This window comes from Ruegeria sp. BG9 (genome assembly GCF_056538305.1).
Genome location: NZ_JBQFSY010000012.1, coordinates 106,239 through 128,855 on the forward strand (window position 1 = coordinate 106,239; position 22,617 = coordinate 128,855).

A 22,617-nucleotide genomic window follows, 5' to 3' on the forward strand; every position below is an offset into this window, starting at 1 on the left:
TTCTTAAATGGGGTTAGAAGATCGAAAAGAGTTTCGTCTGAGGCTCCACAAACGCTTGCAAAGGCGATTTCGCCTCTGACAGAGTGGCCGGGCAAGAACCGGGAGCAGGGGCTGACTATGGCGCGCGACTATCTCAAAAAGGCGATGCTGACGGCGCAATCTGATGCGCCCGAGGTTCACGATACGGTCAAGACCATCCTGGCCGAGATTGAAGCCGGCGGCGACGCGAAGGCACTGGAATATGCAGCCAAGTTCGACAGGTTCGACGGCAACGTTCTGATGACGCAGGACGAGATTGACGCCGCCATTACGCTTGTGCCTGAAAAGCTTAAGGCGGATATCCGTTTCGCCCATAACAACGTCCGCCATTTTGCCGAGGCACAGAAGGCCACGATGGCCGACGTCCAGACCGAGATCGTGCCCGGAGTGATCGCTGGCCAAAAGGCGATCCCCGTGGATGCGGCGGGCTGCTATGTGCCCGGCGGCCGGTACAGCCATATCGCCAGTGCGATCATGACCGTGACAACCGCCAAAGTGGCCGGATGCCGCCACATCATCGCGTGCTCCCCTCCGAAACCGGATGAGGGCGTTGCGCCAGCGGTAGTCTATGCGGCCCATATCTGTGGGGCCGACAGTATTCTGGCAATGGGAGGGGTGCAGGGTGTCGCCGCGATGCGATACGGCCTGTTCGGCCTGCCGCGCGCGAACATCCTTGTAGGGCCCGGGAACCAGTTCGTGGCCGAGGCCAAGCGCATCCTCTACGGTGAGGTTGGCATCGACATGATCGCCGGACCAACCGACAGTCTGGTCCTCGCCGACAGCAGTGCGGACCCGCTTGTTGTGGCCACCGATCTCGTGAGTCAGGCGGAACACGGGTATAACTCTCCTGTCTGGCTGGTGACAGATGACCGAGCGCTTGCGCAGAATGTCATGACACTGGTGCCCGAGTTGATTGCAGATCTTCCTGACCTGAACCGAGAAAACGCGGCTGCTGCATGGCGCGACTATGCCGAGGTCATCGTTTGTTCGGATCGCGAAGAGATGGCCGCTTGTTCTGACGAATACGCGCCGGAACACCTGACCGTTCAGGCCGAGGATCTGGAATGGTGGCTGGATCGCCTGACCTGCTATGGCTCTTTGTTTCTGGGGGAAGAGACCACTGTATCCTATGGGGACAAGGCAACGGGTACCAACCACGTTCTGCCGACCTCGGGGGCGGCCAGCTACACGGGCGGGCTGAGCGTCCACAAATACATGAAGATCGTGACATGGCAGCGGGCGACTCGGGAAGGCTCAAAACCCATCGCCCTGGCCACTGCCCGGATTTCGCGCGTGGAAGGGATGGAGGGACATGCACGGGCGGCCGATGTGCGCCTCGCCAAGTATTTCCCGGATGAGGAATTTGATCTGCGTGCCGAAGGATGATCGGTCCAACCACCACCTGCCAAACTGTTCTCTGGCCTTGATACCGCACTGGGTACTATCCTTGGCTTGATAGGGCCGACCGGGTCGAAAGGAGTTTGACATGTACAAGAAAGTTCTCGTTCCAATGGCGCTGGATCACGATATCTCGCAACACACTCTGGAAGTGGCGCGTGCCTTGTCTCAGGGCGGCGGAGAGATCATTGCTTTGCATGTTTACGAAATGCCGCAGGGCTCGGTCAGTGCGTTTCTGGACAAGGATCTGGTGGCAGAAGGATATCGCCGCGCCCGACTGGAACTGTCGCGCAAAGTCGAAGGGCTGGATGGGGTGAGTTCCGAACTCGTGAAGGGCCACACGGCGCGCACGATCATAGATTATGCGGCGGAGAACGGTGTCGATTGCATCGTCATCGGGTCTCACAAGCCCGACCTCAGCGACTATTTCCTGGGCTCCACAGCGTCGCGCGTTGTGCGTCATGCCCCTTGCGCGGTGCATGTGTACCGCAGGTGATAACCGTCAATCACGCCCTTGGGCGACAACAATAGGACTGACAGCCGGAAGATGAATATAGACAAGAAGATCACTGACGACCTGGTGGCGAACGACATTTCGTTCGTGACCACCGTCCCCTGCAAGCAATTGGCCGGTGTCATTGATGAGATCGACCAGCGCGAAGGCATCTATCACATCCCTTCGAACAAAGAGGACGAGGGGATGGGCCTGTGCGCAGGCGCATGGATGGGCGGTAAGCGCCCGGCCATTATCATGCAGAACACAGCAATCGGGGTGACGATCAACACATTGGCGACCCTGATCCAGTATTATCGGATGCCACTGCCGATGCTGATCTCGTACCGGGGTGAGCTGCGCGAGCCGATTGCCTGCCAGGTCGAGATGGCTGTTCACACCAAGGCGTTGTTGGCGCAGCTCAATATCCCGACTTACCATTTTCACCATCAGGCGGATGTGGCCGAGTTGGATGCGATCCTGAAATACACGTTCATGTGCAACAAGCCGGTTGCCATTCTGACCGACGCCAACTTCTGGGGAGGCTATGGCGACCAATGATCCGTTCTGAAATCCTGAAAGAAATCGCTCCGATCCTGCGGGATCAACTGGTGGTTTGCAACATCGGCATTCCCAGCCAAGAGCTGCACGCGATTGATGACCAGCCAACGAATTTCTACATGCTGGGCACGATGGGGTTGGCTTCATCCATAGGTCTGGGGTTGGCCCTGTCCCAGCCCAAGCCGGTGATCGTGATCGATGGGGACGGCTCCGTTCTGACCAATCTTGGAACGCTGCCGACCATCGCGAACAACGTGGCTGACAACTACATCCTCCTGATCGTCGACAATGGCTCATACGGGTCCACCGGGGATCAGCCGACCTATGCGGGGTTGAAGACGTCATTGGCGAAAATGGCGGCTGCGGCAGGATGTGAGCGTGTGATTGAATGTGCCGCCGAAGATACCGGTCGCGTGTTGCAAGAGGCACTGGACGCCCGGCAGATGACCATCATCGTTAGCAAATGCGAAAGCGGCAATGCCAAGATGCCGCCGATCACGATGGACCCTGTCGTGATCCGAGATCGGTTTATGAAGGCCGTACAGGCCTGAACACCTCTCCCGTTTTGCTGAATGCACTGATCAAAGCCGTCCGTTGCGGGCGGCTTTGGTACTAAATGTCTAGCGCGACAGAAGTCGCCGTTTCTCGGCCATAACCTCGCGGCGCTGCTGTTCTATCCCCGTCCTGAACGAGCGCTCGACAAAGTCGATATGGTCCAGCGCGGCCTGTTCGGCGCGCTTTTCGTCTCCGTCAATCACCGCTTGACCCAAGGCAAGGTGCTGATCCAGCAGCTGTTTGCCCGAACCGTCAATCGATTTCAGAAAACTGCGATTGTAGAAAACGCCTCGCTTGGTCAGTTCGTAGATCGAGGCCATCATATGGATCAAAGTGGCGTTCTGGCTGGCGTCGACGATAGCAGCATGCAGGGCGAAATCCGCCTCGCGTGAGGCTTGCGCATCGTTCGCCTCCCACGCCCGCACATTCTCGTCGAGGATTTCGGCGATCCTCTCCTTGTCGGCCTTGGTGGACCTGCGGGCGGCAAGGCGGGCGGCAAAGCCTTCTTGTTCTCGGCGGTATTCCAGGTGGTCGAAAAAGGCAGGCTCGTGCCGTTCGTATAGCGCCAGAAGGGCCGGCAACATCGCTTGCCCGGTCAGGGCGGCGACAAAGGTCCCCTCACCATGCTGAGTGGTGACCAGCCCGCGCTCTTCCAGCACGGCCAGTGCTTCGCGCAGCTTCGGCCGTGAGACCCGAAGCATCTCGGCCAGATCCCTCTCGGACGGCAGCTTGCGGCCCTGTTTCAGAATGCCCGACGCGATGAGGTCTTCGATCTGTGCCACCACGGCATCGGCCAGCGATTCGTGTCCGACCGGTTCAAAAATCGCCTTGGTGTTCATGGGTTTTACCTAAGTAAGATGCCGAGGTGAGATATATTGGTAAATAAATGTAACCATATTGGCGTGTTTTTCAAGCATTCAGTTCCAGCATGGAAATACATCTTAACACTTTCATTAAAATAAGAATTTACGAAAATATGCAGTAATTAATCGAAACTGAGTGCGCCCAGTAAGGGACATTTCTGCAGATCCATTGGTAAATAAAATTATTGACTGAGTAGCAATGGTAAAGTTAGTGAACCACTAATGCAAACCCGCAAGGGTCTGCGTTTGTGTTTGAGGCAGATGCCCGACCCACCCAGGAGGAGACATTATGAAAAAGACCCTGACGAGCCTTGCCGTAGCCGCCAGCCTGATGGCCGCACCTGCGGTTGCTAAAGATAAGCTGCTGTTGAAAACCCCGATTGCGTTCTCGACCGAACTGCCTGGTCTTGGTTCGCCAATCCCGCGCGTTGCCGAGCAGTTGGACCTGATGTCGGGTGGTACGCTGAAGATGAAGGTATATGAGCCAGGCAAACTGGTTCCACCGTTCGAAATTCTAGACGCGGTTTCGACTGGCAAGATCAACTCGGGCTACACCACCGCTGGTTACTGGGCGGGTAAAATCCCGGCTGCTCCGCTGTTCTCGGCCGTTCCTTTCGGCCCGGAGGCGGGCGAATACATGGCGTGGCTCTACTACGGCAACGGCATGACGCTGTACCAAGAGATGTATGATCAGGCGGGCTACAACGTCCACGTGATCCCTTGCGCAGTCATCGCCCCCGAGACCTCGGGCTGGTTCGCGACTGAAATCAACTCACCTGAAGACCTGAGCGGTCTGAAGATGCGTTTCTTCGGTCTGGGCGGCAAGGTGATGCAGAAACTGGGTGTTGCGACCTCTTTGCTGCCCGGTGGTGAGATCTTCCCGGCGCTGGAAAAAGGTGCGATCGACGCGACCGAATTCTCGATGCCCGCCATCGACGCGCGTCTGGGCTTCCACAAGCTGGTCAAGTTTAACTACTTCCCCGGCTGGCACCAGCAAGCGACCGTGTTCGAATTGATGATCAACAAAGACGTCTGGGCGGAAACCAGCGAGCAGCACAAGGCGATCATCGAAAACGCCTGTAAGGCTTCGATGGCCGACAGCTTTGCCGAAGGTGAAGCGATCCAGCACGCGGCTCTGATCGACAACGTTGAAAACAACGGCGTCACCCTCAAGCAGTGGTCGCCCGAGATGCTGGATACCTTCCGCAGCACTTGGGAAGAGGTCGCCGCCGAAGAGGCCGCAAATGACGCCTTCTTTGCCAAGGTTCTGGCCGACATGACCGAGTTCCGTGACGGCTACAACCTCTGGAAGACCAACGCCTTCCTCCCACGTCAGTAACTTCCTCACTGACGTCTCTGGGGCAGCGCACACAGCTGCCCCAGTCGATTTCTGATCTTCGGATTTTTCCAAACTTTCACCGCCCTTGCAAAGGGCTGCCGGGCGAGGAATGACCATGAGCAATCCAAATACCACTAAAGATCCGGTTGAGGCCTATGAAGGCATCCTGGAGCATCCCGATACCGACCGTCAAAAAATCGCCGTTGCCATTGATACCAGCGTCAAAGCTGTCGGTCATGTCGTCATGTGGGCGAATGTGCTGCTGATGGCGGCGATTTTTTCGCAGGTCGCGCTGCGCTATCTGCTCAGCCAGAACTACCCCAAACTGGATGAGATCCAGTGGCACTTCTACGGCATCGTTACGATGATCGGCATTTCATATGCCTTGATCACAGACAGCCACGTGCGCGTCGACGTTCTGCATATGCAACTGTCCCGCCGGGCGCAGCGGATCATCGAGGTGATCGGCATTCTGACCCTGCTGACCCCGTTCATCTATCTGATGATCGATCAGGGCTATGACTATTTCTACGAAAGCTTCCGCGTCAACGAACGCTCGGACAGCCCCACCGGTCTGCCTGCGCGTTGGGCCTTCAAGGCGGTCATTCCGATCAGCTTTGTTCTGTTGGCGCTGGCTGCGCTGGCGCGACTGATCCATGACGGTCACGCACTGATGTACGGACCGGCTTCGGAACGCGAGGGGGCTCCTCTGCGTCGTATCCTGCTGGTTCTGGCTGTGTTTGCCGCCGTCTGTGTGGGCCTGACCTTCCTGGTCGAAACGACCGAAGAAAAACTGGTCATTGCGATGTTCCTGACATTCATCGCGCTGCTCTTCACCGGCTATCCGGTGGCCTGGGTACTGGCTGGTGTCGGTGTTGCGTATTGCGGTCTAGCTTACCTATTCGACAATGACCTGATGCTGTGGACCGGGTTGGAGAGCACCTTTACCGGGCTCGACTACCTGACCCTGGGCGCCGTGGTAAACCGGGTCTACGCGACCATGTCCAACGCGGTTCTGGTCGCGCTGCCGATGTTCATCTTCATGGGGCTGATGCTGGACGAATCCGGTGTGGCCGAGCGTCTGATGACCTCGATGCAGCGCCTGTTCGGCACCGTGCGGGGTGGTCTTGCCATCACCGTGACCCTGATCGGGATCATACTGGCGGCCTCGACCGGCATTATTGGTGCGTCCGTGGTGCTGCTGGGCGTGCTGTCTTTGCCGTCGATGATGCAGCAGAAATATCAGCCGACGTTGGCGGCGGGCGTGGTCTCTGCTTCGGGCACGCTGGGTATCCTGATCCCGCCCTCGATCATGCTGGTGATCATGGCCGACCAGATGGCTCTGTCCGTCGGAGACCTGTTCATGGCCGCCGTCTTCCCCGGTGTGATCATTGGGGGGCTATACCTGACCTACATCTTCATTCTCGCACAAGTGAAGCGCGACGCGGCCCCCGTGCCCGAAGGGGCAAAAGCGCCTGACTGGGATGCTGTCAAAGACGTTCTGATCGCGGTCATTCCAACGCTGCTTCTGATCCTCGCGGTTCTGGGCTCGATCTTCGGAGGTCTGACCACCCCGACCGAGGCCTCTGGCATAGGCGCATTGGGCGCGACGCTGTTGGCGCTGGGATATCGCAAGCTGACCTTTGCGAAACTGTGGAACGTGCTAGTTTCGACCTTCAACACCACCGCCTATATCTTCGCGATCTTCCTTGGCGCGACGGTATTCTCCTATGTTCTGCGGGAACTTGGCGGCGATGAACTGATCGAGCACGTGGTCCAATCCACCGGCTTCGGTGCCAATGGCACGGTCCTGTTCATCCTGTTCATCGTATTCCTGCTGGGCTTTGTTCTGGACTGGATCGAGATCACCCTGATCGTATTGCCCCTGATGCGACCGATCGTGAACGGCCTGGGAATCGACATTCCGGGCTTCGGAGTGCTGGATGAACCCGCACTGGTCTGGTTTGTGATCTTGGTGGCGGTGACGCTTCAAACCAGCTTCCTGACCCCGCCGGTTGGCTTCGCTCTTTTCTACCTGAAAGGCGTCTGCCCGCCCGAGATCAAGCTGATGCATATCTACAAAGGCATCATCCCCTTTGTGCTGCTACAACTTACCGGATTGGCGCTTGTCTTCCTATGGCCGACACTCGCCACCTGGCTGCCCTCTGTGGCGTATTAAGGAGATCACGATATGCGTCTCAAGCATTGCCACAACTTTCACGACTTCCGGCAGTTGGCCAAGCGCCGCCTGCCGGGGCCGATCTTCAACTATATCGATGGCGGTGCGGATGATGAGGTGACATATCGCCAGAACACCGCCGCTTTTGACCGCTGCGATCTGTTGCCGTCTGTACTGCGCGGGGTGAAGGACGTGGACATGTCCGTCACCGTGATGGGGCAAAAGCTGGACATGCCGTTTTACTGCTCGCCCACCGCTCTGCAGCGGTTGTTCCACCACCAAGGCGAACGCGCCGTAGCCGCCGCGGCCGAGAAATACGGCACCATGTTCGGTGTGTCTTCCCTGGGCACCGTGTCGCTTGAAGAACTGCGCAAGAAGCACAAGAACCCGCAGGTCTATCAGTTCTATTTCCACAAGGATCGCGGCCTGAACGCGGCCATGATGCAGCGCGCGAAAGAGGCCGGGGTCGAGGTCATGATGCTGACCGTCGACAGCATCACCGGCGGTAACCGCGAGCGTGACCTGCGCACCGGTTTTTCGATCCCGTTCCGCCTGACACTGGACGGCATGATCCAGTTTGCGATCAAGCCGATGTGGGGGATCAACTATGTCACCCACGAAAAGTTCCGCCTGCCGCAATTGGAAGAGCATGTGGATATGGGTGGCAGTGCCAGCTCGATCGGCGGCTATTTCACCGAGATGCTGGACCCGTCGATGAATTGGTATGACGTCGCGCAGATGGTGCGGGATTGGGACGGTCAGTTCTGCCTCAAGGGGATCATGACAGTCGAAGATGCCAAGCGTGCGGCTGAGATTGGCTGCACCGGGATTATTCTGTCGAACCATGGCGGGCGGCAGCTGGATGGCTCACGCACGCCGTTTGATCAACTGGCCGAGATCGTAGATGCGGTCGGCGACAAGCTGGACGTGATCATGGACAGCGGCATTCAGCGCGGTACTCATGTGCTAAAGGCGCTTTCGATCGGCGCGAAAGCAGTCGGTGTCGGACGTCAATACCTGTATCCTCTGGCCGCCGCTGGTCAGCCGGGTGTCGAACGAGCGCTGGGCCTCATGCGGGCCGAGATCGAACGTGACATGAAGCTGATGGGTGTGACCAGAATCGACCAACTGAGCCGCGAGAATATCCGTTTCCGCGCCGCATAAAGACACGAGGGATGCCATGACCAATGACGCGTTGATTGAACATTTCCGCTCTGTCGTTGGAACGCGGCATGTTCTAACTGGCGAACGCGCGACGGAACGGTTCCGGCGTGGTTTCCGCTCGGGTGAGGGCGAGGCGTTGTGCGTCATCCAGCCTGGAAGCCTTCTGGAGCAGTGGAAGGTTTTGCAGGCCTGCGTTGCAGCCGACAAGATAGTCATCATGCAGGCGGCCAATACCGGCCTGACCGAAGGGTCGACCCCCTCGGGCAGCTATGACCGGGACGTGGTACTGATCAACACGCGCCGCATGGACACTCTGGTGCCACTGAACGACGGCGAGCAGATCGTCAGCTTTCCCGGCGCCACCCTGTTTGCGCTGGAAAAACTGTTGGCCCCATTGAGGCGAGAGCCGCATTCGGTGATCGGATCCTCGTGTATCGGCGCGTCGATTGTGGGTGGCGTCTGCAACAACTCGGGCGGGTCGCTGGTGGAACGTGGCCCCGTTTACACCGAACTGTCCGTCCACGCGCGGATATCCGAGCAGGGCGAGCTGGAGCTGGTCAACCATCTGGGAATTGATCTGGGCGACACGCCTGAAGAGATCCTGGCAAATCTCGACGCAGGCACGTTCGACCGGAACCCCGGGGCCACGAACAAACGCGCCTCGGCCAGTGACTACGCGCAGATCGTGCGTGATGTCGACGCCGAAACGCCTGCGCGGTTCAATGCGGACAAGGCCAAGCTGTTCGAATCCGCTGGCTCGGCTGGCAAGCTGGCCGTCTTTGCCGTACGGCTTGATACGTTCCCCAAGAACGAGGCCGAAAAGGTCTTTTACATCGGAACAAACAGCCCCGATGATCTGGCCGCCCTGCGCCGTCATATCCTGTCGGAATTCAAGTCGCTGCCAGTGTCCGCCGAATACATGCAGCGCGAGGTGTTCGACATCACGGCGCGTTACGGTAAGGATACGGTCGTGATGATCGACAAACTGGGCACTGACCGGCTGCCGATGTTCTTTGCGCTCAAAGGCGCAGTCGATGCCCGCCTGCGCCGAATTCCCTTCCTGCGCAACTTCACTGATAGATTTATGCAGATGGCGGTCTCGGTCTGGCCGCGTGTCTTGCCAAAACGGATGGTCGAGTTTCGCGACCGCTTCGAACACCATCTGATCCTGAAGATGAAGAACGAAGGGATTGCCGAGGCTGCTGAATGGCTGCCCATATTCCTCAAAGATCGTGACGGCGATGCCTTCGAATGCACTCCACGAGAGGCCAAGATCGCAGGGTTGCACCGCTTTGCCGCCGCCGGAGCTGCGGTCAGGTACATGGCACTGCATTGCAATGAGGTGGAAGACATCATTGCGCTCGATGTGGCTTTGCGGCGCAACGATCAGGACTGGCTTGAGACGCTTCCGCCAGAGATTGAGGACCAACTGGTCCAAAAGCTCTACTACGGTCATTTCATGTGCCACGTGATGCATCAGGACTACGTGGTCAAAAAAGGCGCTGACCCAAAGGCTTTGAAAGCCGCGATGTTGGAGTTGTTCGACAGGCGCGGCGCGGAATACCCCGCCGAACACAATGTGGGGCATTTGTACAAGGCCAAGCCCGATCTGGCAGCCCATTACAAATGCTGCGACCCGACCAATTCCTTCAATCCGGGGATCGGCAAAATGTCCAAAGCTCGAAACTACGCGGAGCCCGAATAACTCGGACGCATGGTGCGTATGGTCAGGGCCCTGATCGCCCCTCAAACCTGAGATCAAGCGCGGGTTTCACTGCGGCGTTGAGGCAAAAAAATCCAGTCCTACGGGAATCCCCCAATTTCGCCATCTGTCGCGGCCCGCTAAACAAGAGACAACAGCTGGCCCCGACGGGCCATACAGAGTTTCCCCGATGAGGGGCTGGTCCATACCCCCTCGGCCGGCCCCTCAATAATTTTCAGGGTATGCGCTGAGGCCTATTTCACCTGAGCAGACATCTGCAGCATCTGCGCGACAAGGGGCGGAATCTCGTCCGCCTTGTCATAGGCGATGTCGTGCGGAATATCTGTCACGGGCGACTTTCGATAGCCTTGTGTGAACAGGAGAAAGGGAATCTTGGCGCGCTCGGCTGTTTCTGCGTCCACCTCGCTGTCACCCACGAAAACACGCGACCCATGAGCTGGCAACGCGTCGAAGCTCGCAAACAGATGCTGAGGGTCGGGTTTCCTGGTGGTCAGGCTATCGCCACCCAGAACCGCATCGAAATATTGCGATAGGTACAGTACGTCTAGAATATGCCGGGCAGGGGTCTCGGGCTTGTTGGTGCAGACGCCCAGTATGTGCCCCTGCGATTGCAAGCTGGCCAACGCCTGAGGAATGCCGGGATAGGGCACCGTCGTTCTGCTGGCCCCTGCCGTGTAATGCGCGAGCGTCACTTTCGTCAGCTCTTCGTGACGGTCCAAGGGCAATTCGCAGTGCCGGATCATACGCTCGACCAGCTTGGGGAGACCATTGCCGACGAATCGCCCGATCACCTCGCGCGGCAAAGGGGGCAGGTCGAGATCGCTCAGCGTCTGGTTCGCGGCCGCAACGATGTCGCCCAGGCTGTCGACCAGAGTTCCGTCCAGATCAAATACAATTGCCGCGCCCATAGTAACCTCGGTGTTTTTGCCTATGCGTTCAGGCCTAACCTGCCCGTCAAGAAGGCGCAACACGGCAACTTTCTGCAAGCGCAAATGCGCGGCTTGACAATCCTTACTAAAATAATCAGAATAAGAGCAGAAGCCGACAGCCACCCCAGACTCGGGTCAGCCAGGTCATTGAGAAAGCGAACAGTTCAGGCCCTTGCCTGAGATACTCCGGAGTTGTCAAATGAACGCGCAGACCCCTATCGCCACCCAGTCCTTTGCCGTATCCGTGCTGCCTTCGCACAAGGCCGAAGAGCTGACCAAAGGCGGCAATCTCGCCCATATCGAACTGGGTGATCAGCTTTATACGCTGCGCATCACCCGTGCCGGCAAACTGATCCTGACAAAATGAGCAGCCCGTCGTCTCGCGGCGGCGCAACGGTTGGCCGCCTGACAGACCTTGCCCCAATCGAAGCAGGCGCGGTGATGTATCTGCGCCTCTGGAGCGAAGGTGCCAGAGGCCGCGCAGACGCGGCCAGTGATTTCGACATCGCGCTGGGCGCCGATCAAGGGCGCGCCGCGATGCTGACCTTGGATCGTCTATGCTCGCTGTGCGCCAGCTATGGCCGCCGTCCATTGATCCGGCATGGATTGGGATGTGCCTGTTTGGGCGCGGATGAGAACTGTTTCGCCCAGATGATTGCGGCAGCATCGGAAGGCGCGCGGGAAGACGCGATGATGATGGCCTCACTGATCGTGCGTCCGGATTTTGCGCCCGCCCTTGCCTCTTTGTCAGAAGAGCTGGGGATGGCCCTGCGCCGCATGACAGCCGCCATTCCAATGCCGACAACCGGTCACCAGACCCCCTCGGCCGTCTTGCATTGACAGGCAAATAGCCCCGGCGATTGCGCCGGGGTTTCTACTTAGCAGCAGCCACATCCCGCGTGATGGTGATCGTGGTCGCAAACCGGGGCAGGGGAATAGTCGCCGACGCCTTTCAGGACGTCGCGCAACGCCTGTAGGATCATGTCCACATCCTCGGCCTCGATGGTAAGGGGCGGGCGGATTTTCAGGATGTTGTCTTTCGGGCCTTCACTGCCGATCAGGATACGATGATCGCGCATCCGGTTCTTCACAAAGCTGCAGATTTCGGTCCCTTCCGAGCCATCTGGGTTGATCAGTTCGACCCCCAGAAACAGGCCCATCCCGCGAACGTCGCCGACGCAGCCGAACTCGGTTTCGATCTGGCGCAGACCTTCCATCAGACGGCCGCCCATGACGCGGGCATTGTCCTGCAGACCTTCGTCATCGACGATGTCCAGAACCTCTTTCCCGATGCGGCAGGACAGGGTGGAGCCGCCGAAGGTCGAGAAGAATTCGATCCCGTTGTCAAAACTCTGGGCGATTTCCTTGGTCGTCACCAGCACGCCCAGCGGGTGGCCGTTACCGATCGGTTTGCCCATGACAACGATATCGGGCAACGCGCCTTGGTGTTCGAAACCGAAATAGTATTCGCCCAGCCGCCCAAGCCCGGTTTGAACTTCATCCGCGATACAGACGCCGCCTGCGGCGCGGATTTTCTCATAAACTGCAGGCAAATAGCCTTTCGGCGGAATAATCTGCCCACCGACCGAGGGGAAGGTCTCAGCGATGAAACCGGCCACGCCCTGACCTTTCTCTTGCAAAGCAGCAATCGCCGGGTCCACGAGATCTGCGTATTTTTGCGCGCGGTCAGCGTCGTCACGTTTGAACGAGCCACGGTAGTCATCCGCGACCTCAACCAGCTCAACCCAATCAGCCTGACCGATCCCCCCGGGTTTGTTGAACTTATAGGCCGAGATCGCCACGGCCGCGTTGGTATTTCCGTGATAGCCGTGATCGGGCGTCACTATCCCTTTGGCGCCGGTATGGGCGCGGGCCAGACGCAAGGCCAATTCGTTGGCTTCGGTGCCTGAATTGACGAAGTAGCAGACCTCAAAATGATCCGGCAGTTTCGACAACACCTTGTCGGCGAACGCGGTCTGCGCCGGGTGCAGATAGCGGGTGTTCGAGTTCATCCTCTTCAGCTGATCCGCCGCGACGGCCTGAATGCGCGGGTGGGCGTGGCCCACATGCGGGACGTTGTTATAGGCGTCCAGATAGGGGCGGCCCCATTCGTCGAACAGGTGGTGTTTCCAACCGCGCACCAACATGACCGGATCATTGTAGGTCAGGCTCAGATTGCCGCCGAAATGATCGTGACGCCCCTGAAGAACGGCCTGTTTGTCGGTCGGCTGATAGCACACCTTGTCATCGGCCAGATTCAGCAAGGCTGCCGGGTTCGGACAGATCGCGTTCCATAGCTCCAGCTCATCCGGGTCGGCGACACCGGGCCAGTCGGCCTCCATGCCGTCGGTTGTCAGGGCGAGTTGGAAATGCACATGCGGGGCCCATCCACCGTTTTGCGAGGCATCCCCAAGCCGCACGAACGACGCGCCCTGCGCCACCGGATCGCCCGGTTTCAGACGGTCACAAACCTCTGGGTCCAGATGGCCGTAAAGCGTATAGAATGGATCCCCCTCGGGTGTTTCATGATGCAGGATCACCACGCCGCCATAGTCGAGATGGCTGTCGCGGTTCTCGACCACTTCGACCCGGCCGCTCATCGGGGCGTGCAAAACCGAGCCAGCGGGCGCAAAGACGTCCACGGCCAGATGCACCGTGCGCCTGTCCGAGGCTTTCCAGGGCCCCTTGCGGAAGCCTGGCTCCGCGTAGATCAGGCGGGGTTCGTTGTAATAGCCCAGCCACAGGCCTTCGCCGAATTCCTCACCCACCCGCGCGGCTTCTTCGAGCGGCATATAGAACGGGTTCTGCGGCCAGGCGGAGTTCTCAACGGAAAGAGACCCCATCGGCACGTCGCTCAGGTCCTGGCCAAACATCTCGGCAAAGTGGCCGCGATGGTCGGAGAGGTAGGCGTGAATGCGCTCGGCCCCATCGACCACCGGCAAGCCGCAAGCGCTGCGCAAGCGGGCGGACATCAGGCCGCCATTGACGGCCTCGTTCTCAAGGAACCGCCATGCCGGGGCCTGACTGATGGTCACATAAGGGTCGTCAGGGTTTTCCGACGCCATCAGGGTCGAGTTCACCACGGACACCGCCAGCCGCATCCGCAACAGGGGCCAAATCAGATCGACCTCCTCAGTGCTCAGCCGATTGGCGGCGTGATAGCCTCGGACCAGAGCGGTCAGCGCGCGTTCGGGTTTCGGGTGATCCATAACGATATAGGCCCCGGCAATGGCCACCTCGCACACACGCGGCGCGGCGCACATATCGCCCAGGTCGATCAGGCCGGATACGGTACGACGTTCGCTCAGCTCTCCTTCGACGAGAATGTTGTAGTCATTGGCGTCGTTGTGAATGGCTTGCGTGGGCAGGCTGTTCAGCGCATCTGAGATCGCAGTGAAACCCTGCACAATTTCGTCCAGCAGCGCGCGGCGGGACGGGTCGCTGACCGCGTCCAGTTTATCCGCAATCCAACCACCTTGCATCAGGTCCCATTTGAAATCGTCCCGCTGCAGGCTGTCATGCGCAAACCCAGCCAGAGCGCGATCGGTCGCGCCAAGAACGCGTCCGAGTTTCAGGATCAAATCTTCGGATTTCGGCTCGACCTTTGCGTAACACTGACCCGGAAGGCGCTCCAACAACCACGCCAGGCGCGGTTGACCGTCCTGATCTTCGATTTCGGGCAGGACCGCACCATCCAGCGAGGGAAATACTTTGGGAAAGGGCAGCCCCGGCGCCTCAACCGCGATATGTTCGAGCGCTTTGACCTGAAGGTCGACAAACTCTGGCTCGCACCCCGCGCGCATGACTTTCAGAACATAATCCTGACCGTTCTTCGCTTCGACCAGAAAGTTCAGGTCATACTCTCCGTCCAACCGTGTCAGACGGGCCTCCAGCCCCCAATACTTGCGCAGGGCATCTGCCCAGAAATCATTCATGTCTTTCATTCCCATCCCTATCCGCTGCGCAACGCGGATCTCTTCATCTGGCTAAAAATATCCTCGGGGGTGAATTGGCCCACAGGGCCAAGAGGGGGCAGACTGCCCCCTTAATCCAACGCCCGCAATCGCTTGATCAGCGAAGAAGTATCCCACCGCCCACCACCAAGTTTTTGCACATCCTTGTAGAATTGATCGACCAGCGCGGTGACAGGCAAGGACGCGCCCGTCTCATTGGCTGTGTCGAGACAGATGCCCAGATCCTTGCGCATCCAGTCTACCGCAAAGCCGTGGTCGAAATGGTCGTCCAGCATGGTCTCGAACCGGTTCGCCATCTGCCAGCTGCCCGCCGCACCCTGGCTGATCACCTCAACCACTGAGCGCCCGTCCAGACCGGCCTTTTCAGCAAAATGCAGCGCTTCGCTGAGGCCCTGAACCAGACCGGCAATCGCGATCTGGTTGCACATCTTGGTCATCTGACCGGCACCGCTTTCGCCAATCCGCCGGCAGATCTTTGAATAGACCTGCATGATCGGCTCGGCCGCATCAAACACCGCCTGATCGCCGCCGCACATGATCGACAGAACGCCATTCTCGGCCCCGGCTTGCCCGCCCGAGATCGGCGCGTCGACAAATGAGATCCCTTGCCCTTTGGCCGCCTCATAAAGCTCACGCGTCACCTTGGCGGAAACGGTGGTGTGATCCACAAAGATCGCGCCATCCGACATCCCGGCAAAAGCGCCATCCGCGCCGGTGCAGACCATCCGCAGGTCGTCATCATTGCCAACGCAGGACATGACGAATTCGGCCCCCTCCGCAGCACCTTTGGGGGTCGTCGCCTTTGCGCCGCCATGTTCGGCCACCCAGGCCTCGGCCTTGGAGGCGGTCCGATTGTAAACGGTGACCTGATGCCCTGCAGCCTGAAGGTGCCCAGCCATGGGATAACCCATAACACCCAAACCAAGAAACGCGACTTTTGCCATGGGATGATCCTCTCCGCTGACCGGCATTGCTTGATTGCCGGAGTATTTGGCACTGACAAAGCAAAGCCTGCGCGAAAGGGCAACCCCGTGTTAGCTGTTCCCGCCCAGATCCTTCAGGATCGGGCAGTCAGGTCGGTCGTCTCCGGCGCAGGCTTCGATCAAATGGCTCAGCGTGTCGCGCATCGCCTTGAGGTCGGCGATTTTTGCGTCAATCTGCGCCAGATGATCCCGTGCAACTTGCTTTACATCCGCGCTCGCCCGGCTTTCATCTTCATAGAGCGCCAGCAACGTGCGGCAGTCTTCGATGGTGAACCCCAAGGCGCGCGCGCGGCCCAGAAAAGTCAGCTTGTGGATGTCCTGTTCGCGAAACCGGCGATAGCCGTTGTCATCGCGCAGAGGTTTAATCAGCGCGATATCCTCATAGTAGCGGATCGTTTTCGCGGGCAGTCCGGTCCGGGTTGAGACATCGCCGATATTCATGCGTGGGCCTCCTTCGTGGTTTTTTGCGCGCTTTCCGCGACGTTGGGGCGGACCCATCGCAGACGCAGCGCATTGGTAACGACAAAGACGCTGGACAGGGCCATCGCGCCCGCCGCAAGCACCGGGGACAGCAATGGCCCGCCAAAGGGGTACAGCACTCCGGCAGCCACCGGAATCAGCAATGTGTTGTAGCCAAACGCCCATCCGAGGTTCTGGCGAATGTTGCGCATCGTCCGATGGCTGATGTCGATTGCGTTCACGACGCCACGCAGATCGCCGGACATCAGAACTACATCGGCGGCCTCGATCGCGACATCCGTTCCGGTGCCGATGGCGACGCCGACATCAGCTGCCGCCAGCGCCGGTGCGTCGTTTATCCCATCGCCCACAAAGGCGAGCGCGCCGAATTCGCTGCGCAAGCCCTCTAGCGTTTTCTGTTTGTCGCCGGGCAGTAGGTCGGCGGCCACGTGATCAAGGCCCAGCCTGTCGGCCATCGCTTGCGCCGTCTGCGCGTTATCTCCGGTTACCATGGCAAGCGTCAGGCCCATATTGTGCAGTTTTGCCAGCGCCTCGGCCGTGCCCGGTTTCATAGGGTCCGATACAGCCAGACTCGCTGCCGCCACCCCATCAATGGCCAAGAATAGTGGGGTCGCGCCCTGCGCGGCCCTTGCATCGGCGTCTGGTTTCAGGTCCGAGATATCCACACCCTTCTGATGCATCAATTTGTATGAGCCAATCAGCAGGTCGTGCCCCTCTGCGCGGCCCTGAAGGCCAAGACCGGTGAGGGACTGAACCTGAGAAACCTCGGGCAGATCAGAAGGCCCGGCGCGGGTGATCGCAGTAGCAATAGGGTGTTCCGAGCGCGCCTCGATCGCGGCGGCCAGTCGTAGGACTTGATCCCGCTCAAAGCCGTTGGTGGTTGTCACGTGATCTAGTTCGGGGCGCCCGAGGGTCAGCGTACCGGTTTTGTCGAAGGCGATGACCTTGGTCTGCTGTAAGTGTTGCAGCGCATCTCCCTTGCGGAACAAAACACCCAACTCCGCCGCGCGGCCTGTTCCCACCATGATCGAGGTCGGCGTGGCTAGACCCATGGCGCAGGGGCAGGCGATGATCAGGACCGATACCCCGGCCACCAGTGCCAGCGGCAATGAGGGAGAAGGCCCGACGATCAGCCAAGCAGTGATGGTCAAAGCCGCCACCAACATCACTGCAGGAACAAAGCGATAGGTCAGCCGGTCGACAAGGCTTTGGATGGGCAGTTTGGCCCCCTGCGCCTGTTCCACCATCGAGATGACTTGGGCCAGAACCGTGTCCGCCCCAACGCGAGTCGCCTGCACACGCAGCGCGCCGGTTCCGTTCACGGTGCCGCCCACCACCGGGTCGCCAGCGGATTTGCCAACCGGCACCGGCTCTCCCGTAATCATGCTTTCATCGACGTAAGAGGTTCCGTCGAGGATATCTCCATCCACCGGAACGCGTTCTCCGGGACGGATTTGCAGCAGGTCACCCACCGCTATTTCGGCAATAGGGCGATCTTCTGCTGCTCCGTTTCGTTCGACGCGCGCGGTTTTGGGCTGAAGCCCGATCAGCGCTCGGATTGCCGCGCCGGTTTTGCCTTTGGCGCGCGCCTCCATCATGCGGCCCAGAAGGATCAGAACAATGATCACGGCTGCGGCCTCAAAATACACATTCGCTGTACCCTGCGGCAGCAGGCCGGGCGCGAAAGTCGAGATGATGGAGAACAGATAGGCCGCCCCCGTCCCCAAAGCGACCAGAGCATTCATGTCCGGCATCCCGCGCAACAGCGACGGAATGCCCTTGGCGTAGAACACACGTCCCGGGCCAATTAACAGTGCGGTGGTCAGGGCAAACTGGATCAGATAACTGTTCTGCTGTCCGAGGGTTGCGTGAACCCAATGGTGGAAGGCTGGAACCATGTGCCCGCCCATCTCGAGAACAAATACGGGCAGGGCCAAAATAGCGGCCAGCACTGTCGCACGCTTCAAGTTGCGCGCCTCATCCGGCGTATCATAGGATCGGGTTTCCGACCCCGGAGATGTCTTAAGCTGCGCGGGAAACCCAAGCTGAGTTGTGATCTGTGCCAGCGCCTGCGGCGTGGTCGCGCCCTCGATGTAGGTGACCGATGCGCTTTGGTTGGCAAGGTTCACACTCGCCTCAAGAACGCCGGGGCTGTCTTTCAGAGTGCGCTCGATCTTGGCCACGCAAGAGGCGCAATTCATCCCGGTGATCTGTAAAGCGGTCTGATGCATTGCCGCAGGATAGCCGGCGGCCTGCAATGCATCACTGAGGGCCGAAACCGGTCCGTCAAACGTAACCTGAGCCGTCTGGGTCGCAAAATTGACCGAGGCGTCCTGTACGCCGGGGACAGACTGCAAGGCAGCCTCGGCGCGCCCAACGCAAGAGGCACAGTTCATGCCCGTGATTTTCAATTGAGTGCTCTGGGTCATGCGACTCATCCCGACAGATATCTTACCGACCACATGGGGGTTCCAGTGACGGGAAGGTCAAGAGGTGTTGCGTGGTTTTTAGCGGCCCTCGCGCCGAAATAGGCTTTCAAGCAAGGTTTGGGCATTGGGGCTCTCGGGGGCCGACCGCACCGCATTGGGTGAGGCAAAGAAGCCAAACAGCACAACAAGGAACAAAAAGGCAGATCCGATGATCAACGCCGAGGCGATCTGCAAAGCTGAGCGTATCATACTACTGCCCTTTCATGTTGTCACCGCCGCAGTCAGCAAAGCGAGCACCAAAATGATCGGCACATATCGCGGGGCTACAAAGCTGGAGCGGCGTTTCATCGTCAGATCCTTGGGTGTACAGATCGGTTACTCTTTAAAAAGTGTTCTCACTGGCTATGATTTGCAAGAGCTCACGTTGCAAAAAAGTGAAGTCGTTGTGATGCTTTGGGTTCACGACATTCAGTGACGTGAAGAAACCGCAATGGAAGTGGGATAGAAATGTACAGCCCGGTACACTCAGGTGCTTTCTGATGCGTCCTAACAAACGCGATGAACTGGTGCGCAAAGCGATGGAGGTCTTCTACCGAGACGGGTTTCACGCGACCGGCATGGATAAACTGGTGGTGGAAACCGGAGTGTCCAAGACCTCGATGTACAAACACTTCCGCACCAAGGAAGATCTGATCCTGGCCGTTCTACGCCTAAGGGATGAGAGTTTCCGCAATCGGATCCTGCGACGGGTTGAGCAGCTGGCGGACACGCCAGCCGGGCAATTGATTGCCACTTTTGATGCTTTTAAAGAATGGTTCGAAGAGGACGATTTCCGCGGATGCATGTTTCTGAAAGCCGCGGCCGAGTATCAGGATGCCAGCCATCCGATCCACGTGCAGGCAGCAGAACATAAACGGGTTATTTTGGAACACTTGACCTCATTGGCGCGCCGATCCGGCGCACATGCGCCAGAGCTTCTGGCCCGTCAGATCGTCTTGCTGCAAGAGGGCGCGATCGTCTCGGCCGTTTTGTTGAAAAACGGCAATCCGGCTGAAGACGCAAAGGCCGCAGCGCAAATGCTGCTGGATGCTGCGCTGAGCCGAAAGAACGCTGCGTTGCATTGACGGAACGCGGCGTTACGTGGATTGGCCTATCTACGGTGCCGCGATAGCCTTTCAGGTAACACCTGATCGGAGAATACCACATGTCGCTTTTTACCTCGACCGCAGCCTGGGTCACTGACGAACACCGGATGTTTGCCGAAATGGCAGGGCGGTTTCTGGATGATGAACTGGTCCCCAACGCGGAAACCTGGGCCGCGAATGGCATCGTAGACCGTGCATTCTGGCACAAAGCCGGGGAAACCGGTCTGATGGCGGGTGCGATCCCGGAAGAATATGGCGGCGTCGGCGGGGACATGGGTTTTGACTCGGTCACTCTGTACGAACAGACGGCGCGTGGGGACGCCGGATGGGGATATGGGATCCAGTCAATCGTGACGCACTACATCACGGCCTATGGCAGCGAAGACCAAAAACAGCGTTGGTTGCCCAAGCTGGCCTCGGGCGAGATGGTAGGGGCTTTGGCCATGACCGAGCCGGGCACAGGCTCGGATGTGCAGGCGGTGCGGACCTCGGCTGAAAAGGACGGCAATTCCTACCGCCTGAACGGGTCTAAGATCTTCATTACCAACGGTCAGAGCGCGGATCTGATCATCGTTGCCGCCAAGACGGACAAGACCTTGGGTGCCAAGGGGGTATCTCTGATTGTGGTTGAGACGGACGGGGCCGAGGGTTTCCGGCGCGGGCGCAACCTCAAGAAGCTGGGTATGAAGGGCAATGACACCGCCGAGTTGTTTTTTGAAGATGTCAAAGTGCCGATGACCAATCTGCTCGGCCCGGATGAGGGGCAGGGGTTCTACCAGTTGATGAAACAGCTTCCGTGGGAGCGTTTGACCATCGGCATCATGGCACTGGGCGCGATTGATTTCGCCATCTCTGAGACAGTGAAATACGTGCAGGAGCGCAAGGCCTTTGGTCAGCGCGTCATGGATTTCCAAAACACGCGGTTCAAACTGGCCGAGTGCAAAACCAAGGCGGAAGTGCTGCGTAGTTTCGTGAATGATTGCATTGGCAAGTTGGATGCGGGCGAGTTGGATGCCGCCACCGCGTCCATGGTCAAATACTGGGGGTCTGAGGTCCAGAACGAGATCATGCACGAGTGTCTGCAACTTTTTGGCGGCTATGGCTTCATGATGGAATACCCGATCGCCCGCCTTTACGCCGATGCGCGCGTGCAGATGATCTATGGCGGCACCAATGAGGTCATGAAGGAACTCATCGCGCGTTCGATAGACGTCTGAGGCTCTCCCGCCCGTCGTCGAAGTTCCTGTCGGAACATCTCCTCCCGTTGGTCCGGGCAGGCGCGGGCTGCGCCCGCGCCTGCCCGGACCCCCTGCCGTCCGCAAGACGCAAGGCCAAAGGCCGCGCAGTTTTTTACTTGGCGGCTTGTTCGGATATCTATGTGATTTCCGGGTCCAGCTGCCGTTCGAGCCATGCTCGAAATGACTTCAACGGTTCGGATTCGATCCTGTTCTTGGGCCATACCAGATAGTACGCGCCCAAGCTGACCTCTGGCCCGTCCCAAGCCAAGGCGAGGCGGCCGGTTTTGAGGTGCTCTTCGACCAAATAGCTGGGGAACAAGCCAACGCCTAAGCCATGGATCGTGGCCTGTATCATCGTTGAAAACTGATCGAACAGCATCCCACGCGATCCGCTGACAGGATGGTCCTGAGCGGCAAACCAGCGCTCCCACCCGTCGGGGCGCGTTTCCATGTGCAATAGGGGCGCCTGTTCCAGCCAGTCGATTTGATCACTCTGGTCGGGCAGAAGGTCAGGCGCGCAGACGGGCACGACGTATTCCGTCATGATCTTTAGGTAGTTCACGCCGCTCCAATTCTGGCGACCAAAGTGAAAACCCGCGTCGAAGGCCTCGGTCTCGAAATCGAAGGGTCGCAGCCTTGTGTTCAGGTTGACTGTCACCTCAGGGTGATTTCGGGCGAAGTCCTGAAGGCGCGGGGCCAGCCAATGCATCCCGAATGCCGGCAGAATGGACAGGTTGAGGGAACCTCCGGTTGGGTTGGCCTTTAGTTTCAGCGACGCCTGCGCCAGTTGATGCAGGGCCGTGCGGGCCGTTTGGACATACTCTTGCGCGGCCGGGGTCAGGTTCAGCCGCATTTGAGTGCGCTGGATCAGTTCGATGCCCAGCTGTTCCTCCATCGTTTTCAGTTGGCGGCTGATGGCGCTTTGGGTCAGCGATAGCTCCTCGGCCGCAGCCGAGGCGCTGCCCAACCTATCCACAGCCTCGAGCGCGAGCAGGGATGAAATCGACGGAAGAAAGCGGCGGGGCGCGATCATATTACATTTCCTCATACCTTTGAGTTTGATTATCACTGGCTTTTTCCCGACACCAGCCGGATATACTGGCCTGTGACGTGCGCGCCCGCGCC

19 protein-coding genes and 1 pseudogene are annotated in these 22,617 nt (G+C 58.8%); 13 read left to right on the top strand and 7 right to left on the bottom strand.

Features of this window, described 5'->3' with window-relative positions; translation table 11 throughout:
- The first annotated feature begins 117 nt into the window (after positions 1-117).
- From hisD to comE, 4 genes are all read left to right on the top strand, one after another.
- Positions 118-1,425 (top strand): histidinol dehydrogenase, encoded by a 1,308-nt coding sequence (hisD, locus tag ACR0I8_RS20050; RefSeq protein ID WP_170693129.1) that lies wholly within the window; start codon positions 118-120, stop codon positions 1,423-1,425.
- A gap of 100 nt (positions 1,426-1,525) precedes the next feature.
- On the top strand, positions 1,526-1,933 hold the full coding sequence (locus tag ACR0I8_RS20055; RefSeq protein ID WP_170662747.1) for a universal stress protein: 408 nt from the start codon (positions 1,526-1,528) through the stop codon (positions 1,931-1,933).
- A gap of 51 nt (positions 1,934-1,984) precedes the next feature.
- Entirely contained in the window at positions 1,985-2,491 is a 507-nt protein-coding gene (locus tag ACR0I8_RS20060) for a sulfopyruvate decarboxylase subunit alpha (RefSeq protein WP_170468582.1), read from the top strand.
- Entirely contained in the window at positions 2,488-3,042 is a 555-nt protein-coding gene (comE, locus tag ACR0I8_RS20065) for a sulfopyruvate decarboxylase subunit beta (protein ID WP_170494501.1), read from the top strand. Before ACR0I8_RS20060 ends, comE begins: the two co-directional genes overlap by 4 nt.
- Positions 3,043-3,111: 69 nt before the next feature.
- Here comE and ACR0I8_RS20070 read toward each other — a convergent pair whose 3' ends face one another.
- Entirely contained in the window at positions 3,112-3,885 is a 774-nt protein-coding gene (locus ACR0I8_RS20070; RefSeq protein WP_170468578.1) for a FadR/GntR family transcriptional regulator, read from the bottom strand.
- A 313-nt stretch (positions 3,886-4,198) separates the two neighbouring features.
- On the opposite strand from ACR0I8_RS20070, the gene ACR0I8_RS20075 reads away from it, so the two are divergent.
- From ACR0I8_RS20075 to dld, 4 genes are all read left to right on the top strand, one after another.
- Positions 4,199-5,248, top strand: coding sequence for a TRAP transporter substrate-binding protein (locus ACR0I8_RS20075; protein WP_170380531.1), 1,050 nt, complete (start codon positions 4,199-4,201; stop codon positions 5,246-5,248).
- Positions 5,249-5,363: 115 nt separating this feature from the next.
- Positions 5,364-7,427, top strand: coding sequence for a TRAP transporter large permease subunit (locus tag ACR0I8_RS20080; RefSeq protein WP_170693127.1), 2,064 nt, complete (start codon positions 5,364-5,366; stop codon positions 7,425-7,427).
- A gap of 12 nt (positions 7,428-7,439) precedes the next feature.
- Positions 7,440-8,591 carry an alpha-hydroxy acid oxidase gene (locus ACR0I8_RS20085; protein WP_170693125.1) on the top strand — a complete coding sequence of 384 codons (1,152 nt, stop codon included), beginning with the start codon at positions 7,440-7,442 and terminating at the stop codon, positions 8,589-8,591.
- Between the two features lie 16 nt (positions 8,592-8,607).
- A complete protein-coding gene (gene dld, locus ACR0I8_RS20090) occupies positions 8,608-10,296 on the top strand; it encodes a D-lactate dehydrogenase (RefSeq protein WP_170693124.1) in 1,689 nt (562 codons plus the stop codon).
- Between the two features lie 251 nt (positions 10,297-10,547).
- Here the strand turns inward: dld and gph are convergent, their stop codons facing one another.
- Entirely contained in the window at positions 10,548-11,285 is a 738-nt protein-coding gene (gene gph, locus ACR0I8_RS20095) for a phosphoglycolate phosphatase (protein WP_480703546.1), read from the bottom strand.
- 157 nt (positions 11,286-11,442) lie between these two features.
- On the opposite strand from gph, the gene hemP reads away from it, so the two are divergent.
- Complete coding sequence (gene hemP, locus ACR0I8_RS20100) at positions 11,443-11,610, top strand: hemin uptake protein HemP (protein ID WP_170468565.1); 168 nt, start codon at positions 11,443-11,445, stop codon at positions 11,608-11,610.
- A complete protein-coding gene (locus ACR0I8_RS20105; RefSeq protein ID WP_170693122.1) occupies positions 11,607-12,083 on the top strand; it encodes a hypothetical protein in 477 nt (158 codons plus the stop codon). The genes hemP and ACR0I8_RS20105 overlap by 4 nt, the downstream gene beginning before the upstream one ends.
- Before the next feature lie 38 nt (positions 12,084-12,121).
- Here ACR0I8_RS20105 and ACR0I8_RS20110 read toward each other — a convergent pair whose 3' ends face one another.
- The 4 genes and pseudogenes from ACR0I8_RS20110 to ACR0I8_RS20125 form a co-directional block, all read right to left on the bottom strand.
- On the bottom strand, positions 12,122-15,187 hold the full coding sequence (locus ACR0I8_RS20110; RefSeq protein WP_170693119.1) for an aminotransferase class III-fold pyridoxal phosphate-dependent enzyme: 3,066 nt from the start codon (positions 15,185-15,187) through the stop codon (positions 12,122-12,124).
- A 101-nt stretch (positions 15,188-15,288) separates the two neighbouring features.
- A pseudogene (locus tag ACR0I8_RS20115) lies at positions 15,289-16,230 on the bottom strand (NAD(P)-dependent oxidoreductase); the annotation flags it as partial.
- 21 nt (positions 16,231-16,251) lie between these two features.
- The gene (gene cueR / locus ACR0I8_RS20120) at positions 16,252-16,641 is read right to left on the bottom strand and encodes a Cu(I)-responsive transcriptional regulator (RefSeq protein WP_170484511.1); all 390 of its coding nucleotides are present in this window, start codon (positions 16,639-16,641) and stop codon (positions 16,252-16,254) included.
- On the bottom strand, positions 16,638-19,109 hold the full coding sequence (locus ACR0I8_RS20125; protein WP_170693115.1) for a heavy metal translocating P-type ATPase: 2,472 nt from the start codon (positions 19,107-19,109) through the stop codon (positions 16,638-16,640). Before ACR0I8_RS20125 ends, cueR begins: the two co-directional genes overlap by 4 nt.
- A 208-nt stretch (positions 19,110-19,317) precedes the next feature.
- Here ACR0I8_RS20125 and ACR0I8_RS20130 point away from each other — a divergent pair, with 208 nt between their 5' ends.
- The 3 genes from ACR0I8_RS20130 to ACR0I8_RS20140 all read left to right on the top strand — a co-directional run bounded on the left by ACR0I8_RS20130 (position 19,318) and on the right by ACR0I8_RS20140 (position 21,471).
- Positions 19,318-19,584: a hypothetical protein gene (locus ACR0I8_RS20130; protein ID WP_170693113.1), complete on the top strand. Its 267-nt coding sequence runs from the start codon at positions 19,318-19,320 to the stop codon at positions 19,582-19,584.
- A gap of 64 nt (positions 19,585-19,648) precedes the next feature.
- Complete coding sequence (locus ACR0I8_RS20135; RefSeq protein ID WP_170693111.1) at positions 19,649-20,233, top strand: TetR family transcriptional regulator; 585 nt, start codon at positions 19,649-19,651, stop codon at positions 20,231-20,233.
- 80 nt (positions 20,234-20,313) lie between these two features.
- Positions 20,314-21,471 (top strand): acyl-CoA dehydrogenase family protein, encoded by a 1,158-nt coding sequence (locus tag ACR0I8_RS20140; RefSeq protein WP_170693109.1) that lies wholly within the window; start codon positions 20,314-20,316, stop codon positions 21,469-21,471.
- Between the two features lie 157 nt (positions 21,472-21,628).
- On the opposite strand, the gene ACR0I8_RS20145 is transcribed toward ACR0I8_RS20140, so the two are convergent.
- Complete coding sequence (locus ACR0I8_RS20145) at positions 21,629-22,525, bottom strand: LysR substrate-binding domain-containing protein (RefSeq protein ID WP_170693106.1); 897 nt, start codon at positions 22,523-22,525, stop codon at positions 21,629-21,631.
- Positions 22,526-22,617: the final 92 nt, after the last annotated feature.

Excerpts from the sequence above, each read along its gene's own strand:
- hisD (WP_170693129.1), top strand. The coding sequence starts at position 118 with ATGGCGCGCGACTATCTCAAAAAGGCGATGCTGACGGCGCAATCTGAT.
- ACR0I8_RS20055 (WP_170662747.1), top strand. The coding sequence starts at position 1,526 with ATGTACAAGAAAGTTCTCGTTCCAATGGCGCTGGATCACGATATCTCG.
- ACR0I8_RS20060 (WP_170468582.1), top strand. The coding sequence starts at position 1,985 with ATGAATATAGACAAGAAGATCACTGACGACCTGGTGGCGAACGACATT.
- comE (WP_170494501.1), top strand. The coding sequence starts at position 2,488 with ATGATCCGTTCTGAAATCCTGAAAGAAATCGCTCCGATCCTGCGGGAT.
- ACR0I8_RS20070 (WP_170468578.1), bottom strand. The coding sequence starts at position 3,885 with ATGAACACCAAGGCGATTTTTGAACCGGTCGGACACGAATCGCTGGCC.
- ACR0I8_RS20075 (WP_170380531.1), top strand. The coding sequence starts at position 4,199 with ATGAAAAAGACCCTGACGAGCCTTGCCGTAGCCGCCAGCCTGATGGCC.
- ACR0I8_RS20080 (WP_170693127.1), top strand. The coding sequence starts at position 5,364 with ATGAGCAATCCAAATACCACTAAAGATCCGGTTGAGGCCTATGAAGGC.
- ACR0I8_RS20085 (WP_170693125.1), top strand. The coding sequence starts at position 7,440 with ATGCGTCTCAAGCATTGCCACAACTTTCACGACTTCCGGCAGTTGGCC.
- dld (WP_170693124.1), top strand. The coding sequence starts at position 8,608 with ATGACCAATGACGCGTTGATTGAACATTTCCGCTCTGTCGTTGGAACG.
- hemP (WP_170468565.1), top strand. The coding sequence starts at position 11,443 with ATGAACGCGCAGACCCCTATCGCCACCCAGTCCTTTGCCGTATCCGTG.
- ACR0I8_RS20105 (WP_170693122.1), top strand. The coding sequence starts at position 11,607 with ATGAGCAGCCCGTCGTCTCGCGGCGGCGCAACGGTTGGCCGCCTGACA.
- ACR0I8_RS20110 (WP_170693119.1), bottom strand. The coding sequence starts at position 15,187 with ATGAAAGACATGAATGATTTCTGGGCAGATGCCCTGCGCAAGTATTGG.
- cueR (WP_170484511.1), bottom strand. The coding sequence starts at position 16,641 with ATGAATATCGGCGATGTCTCAACCCGGACCGGACTGCCCGCGAAAACG.
- ACR0I8_RS20125 (WP_170693115.1), bottom strand. The coding sequence starts at position 19,109 with ATGACCCAGAGCACTCAATTGAAAATCACGGGCATGAACTGTGCCTCT.
- ACR0I8_RS20130 (WP_170693113.1), top strand. The coding sequence starts at position 19,318 with ATGATCAACGCCGAGGCGATCTGCAAAGCTGAGCGTATCATACTACTG.
- ACR0I8_RS20135 (WP_170693111.1), top strand. The coding sequence starts at position 19,649 with ATGCGTCCTAACAAACGCGATGAACTGGTGCGCAAAGCGATGGAGGTC.
- ACR0I8_RS20140 (WP_170693109.1), top strand. The coding sequence starts at position 20,314 with ATGTCGCTTTTTACCTCGACCGCAGCCTGGGTCACTGACGAACACCGG.
- ACR0I8_RS20145 (WP_170693106.1), bottom strand. The coding sequence starts at position 22,525 with ATGATCGCGCCCCGCCGCTTTCTTCCGTCGATTTCATCCCTGCTCGCG.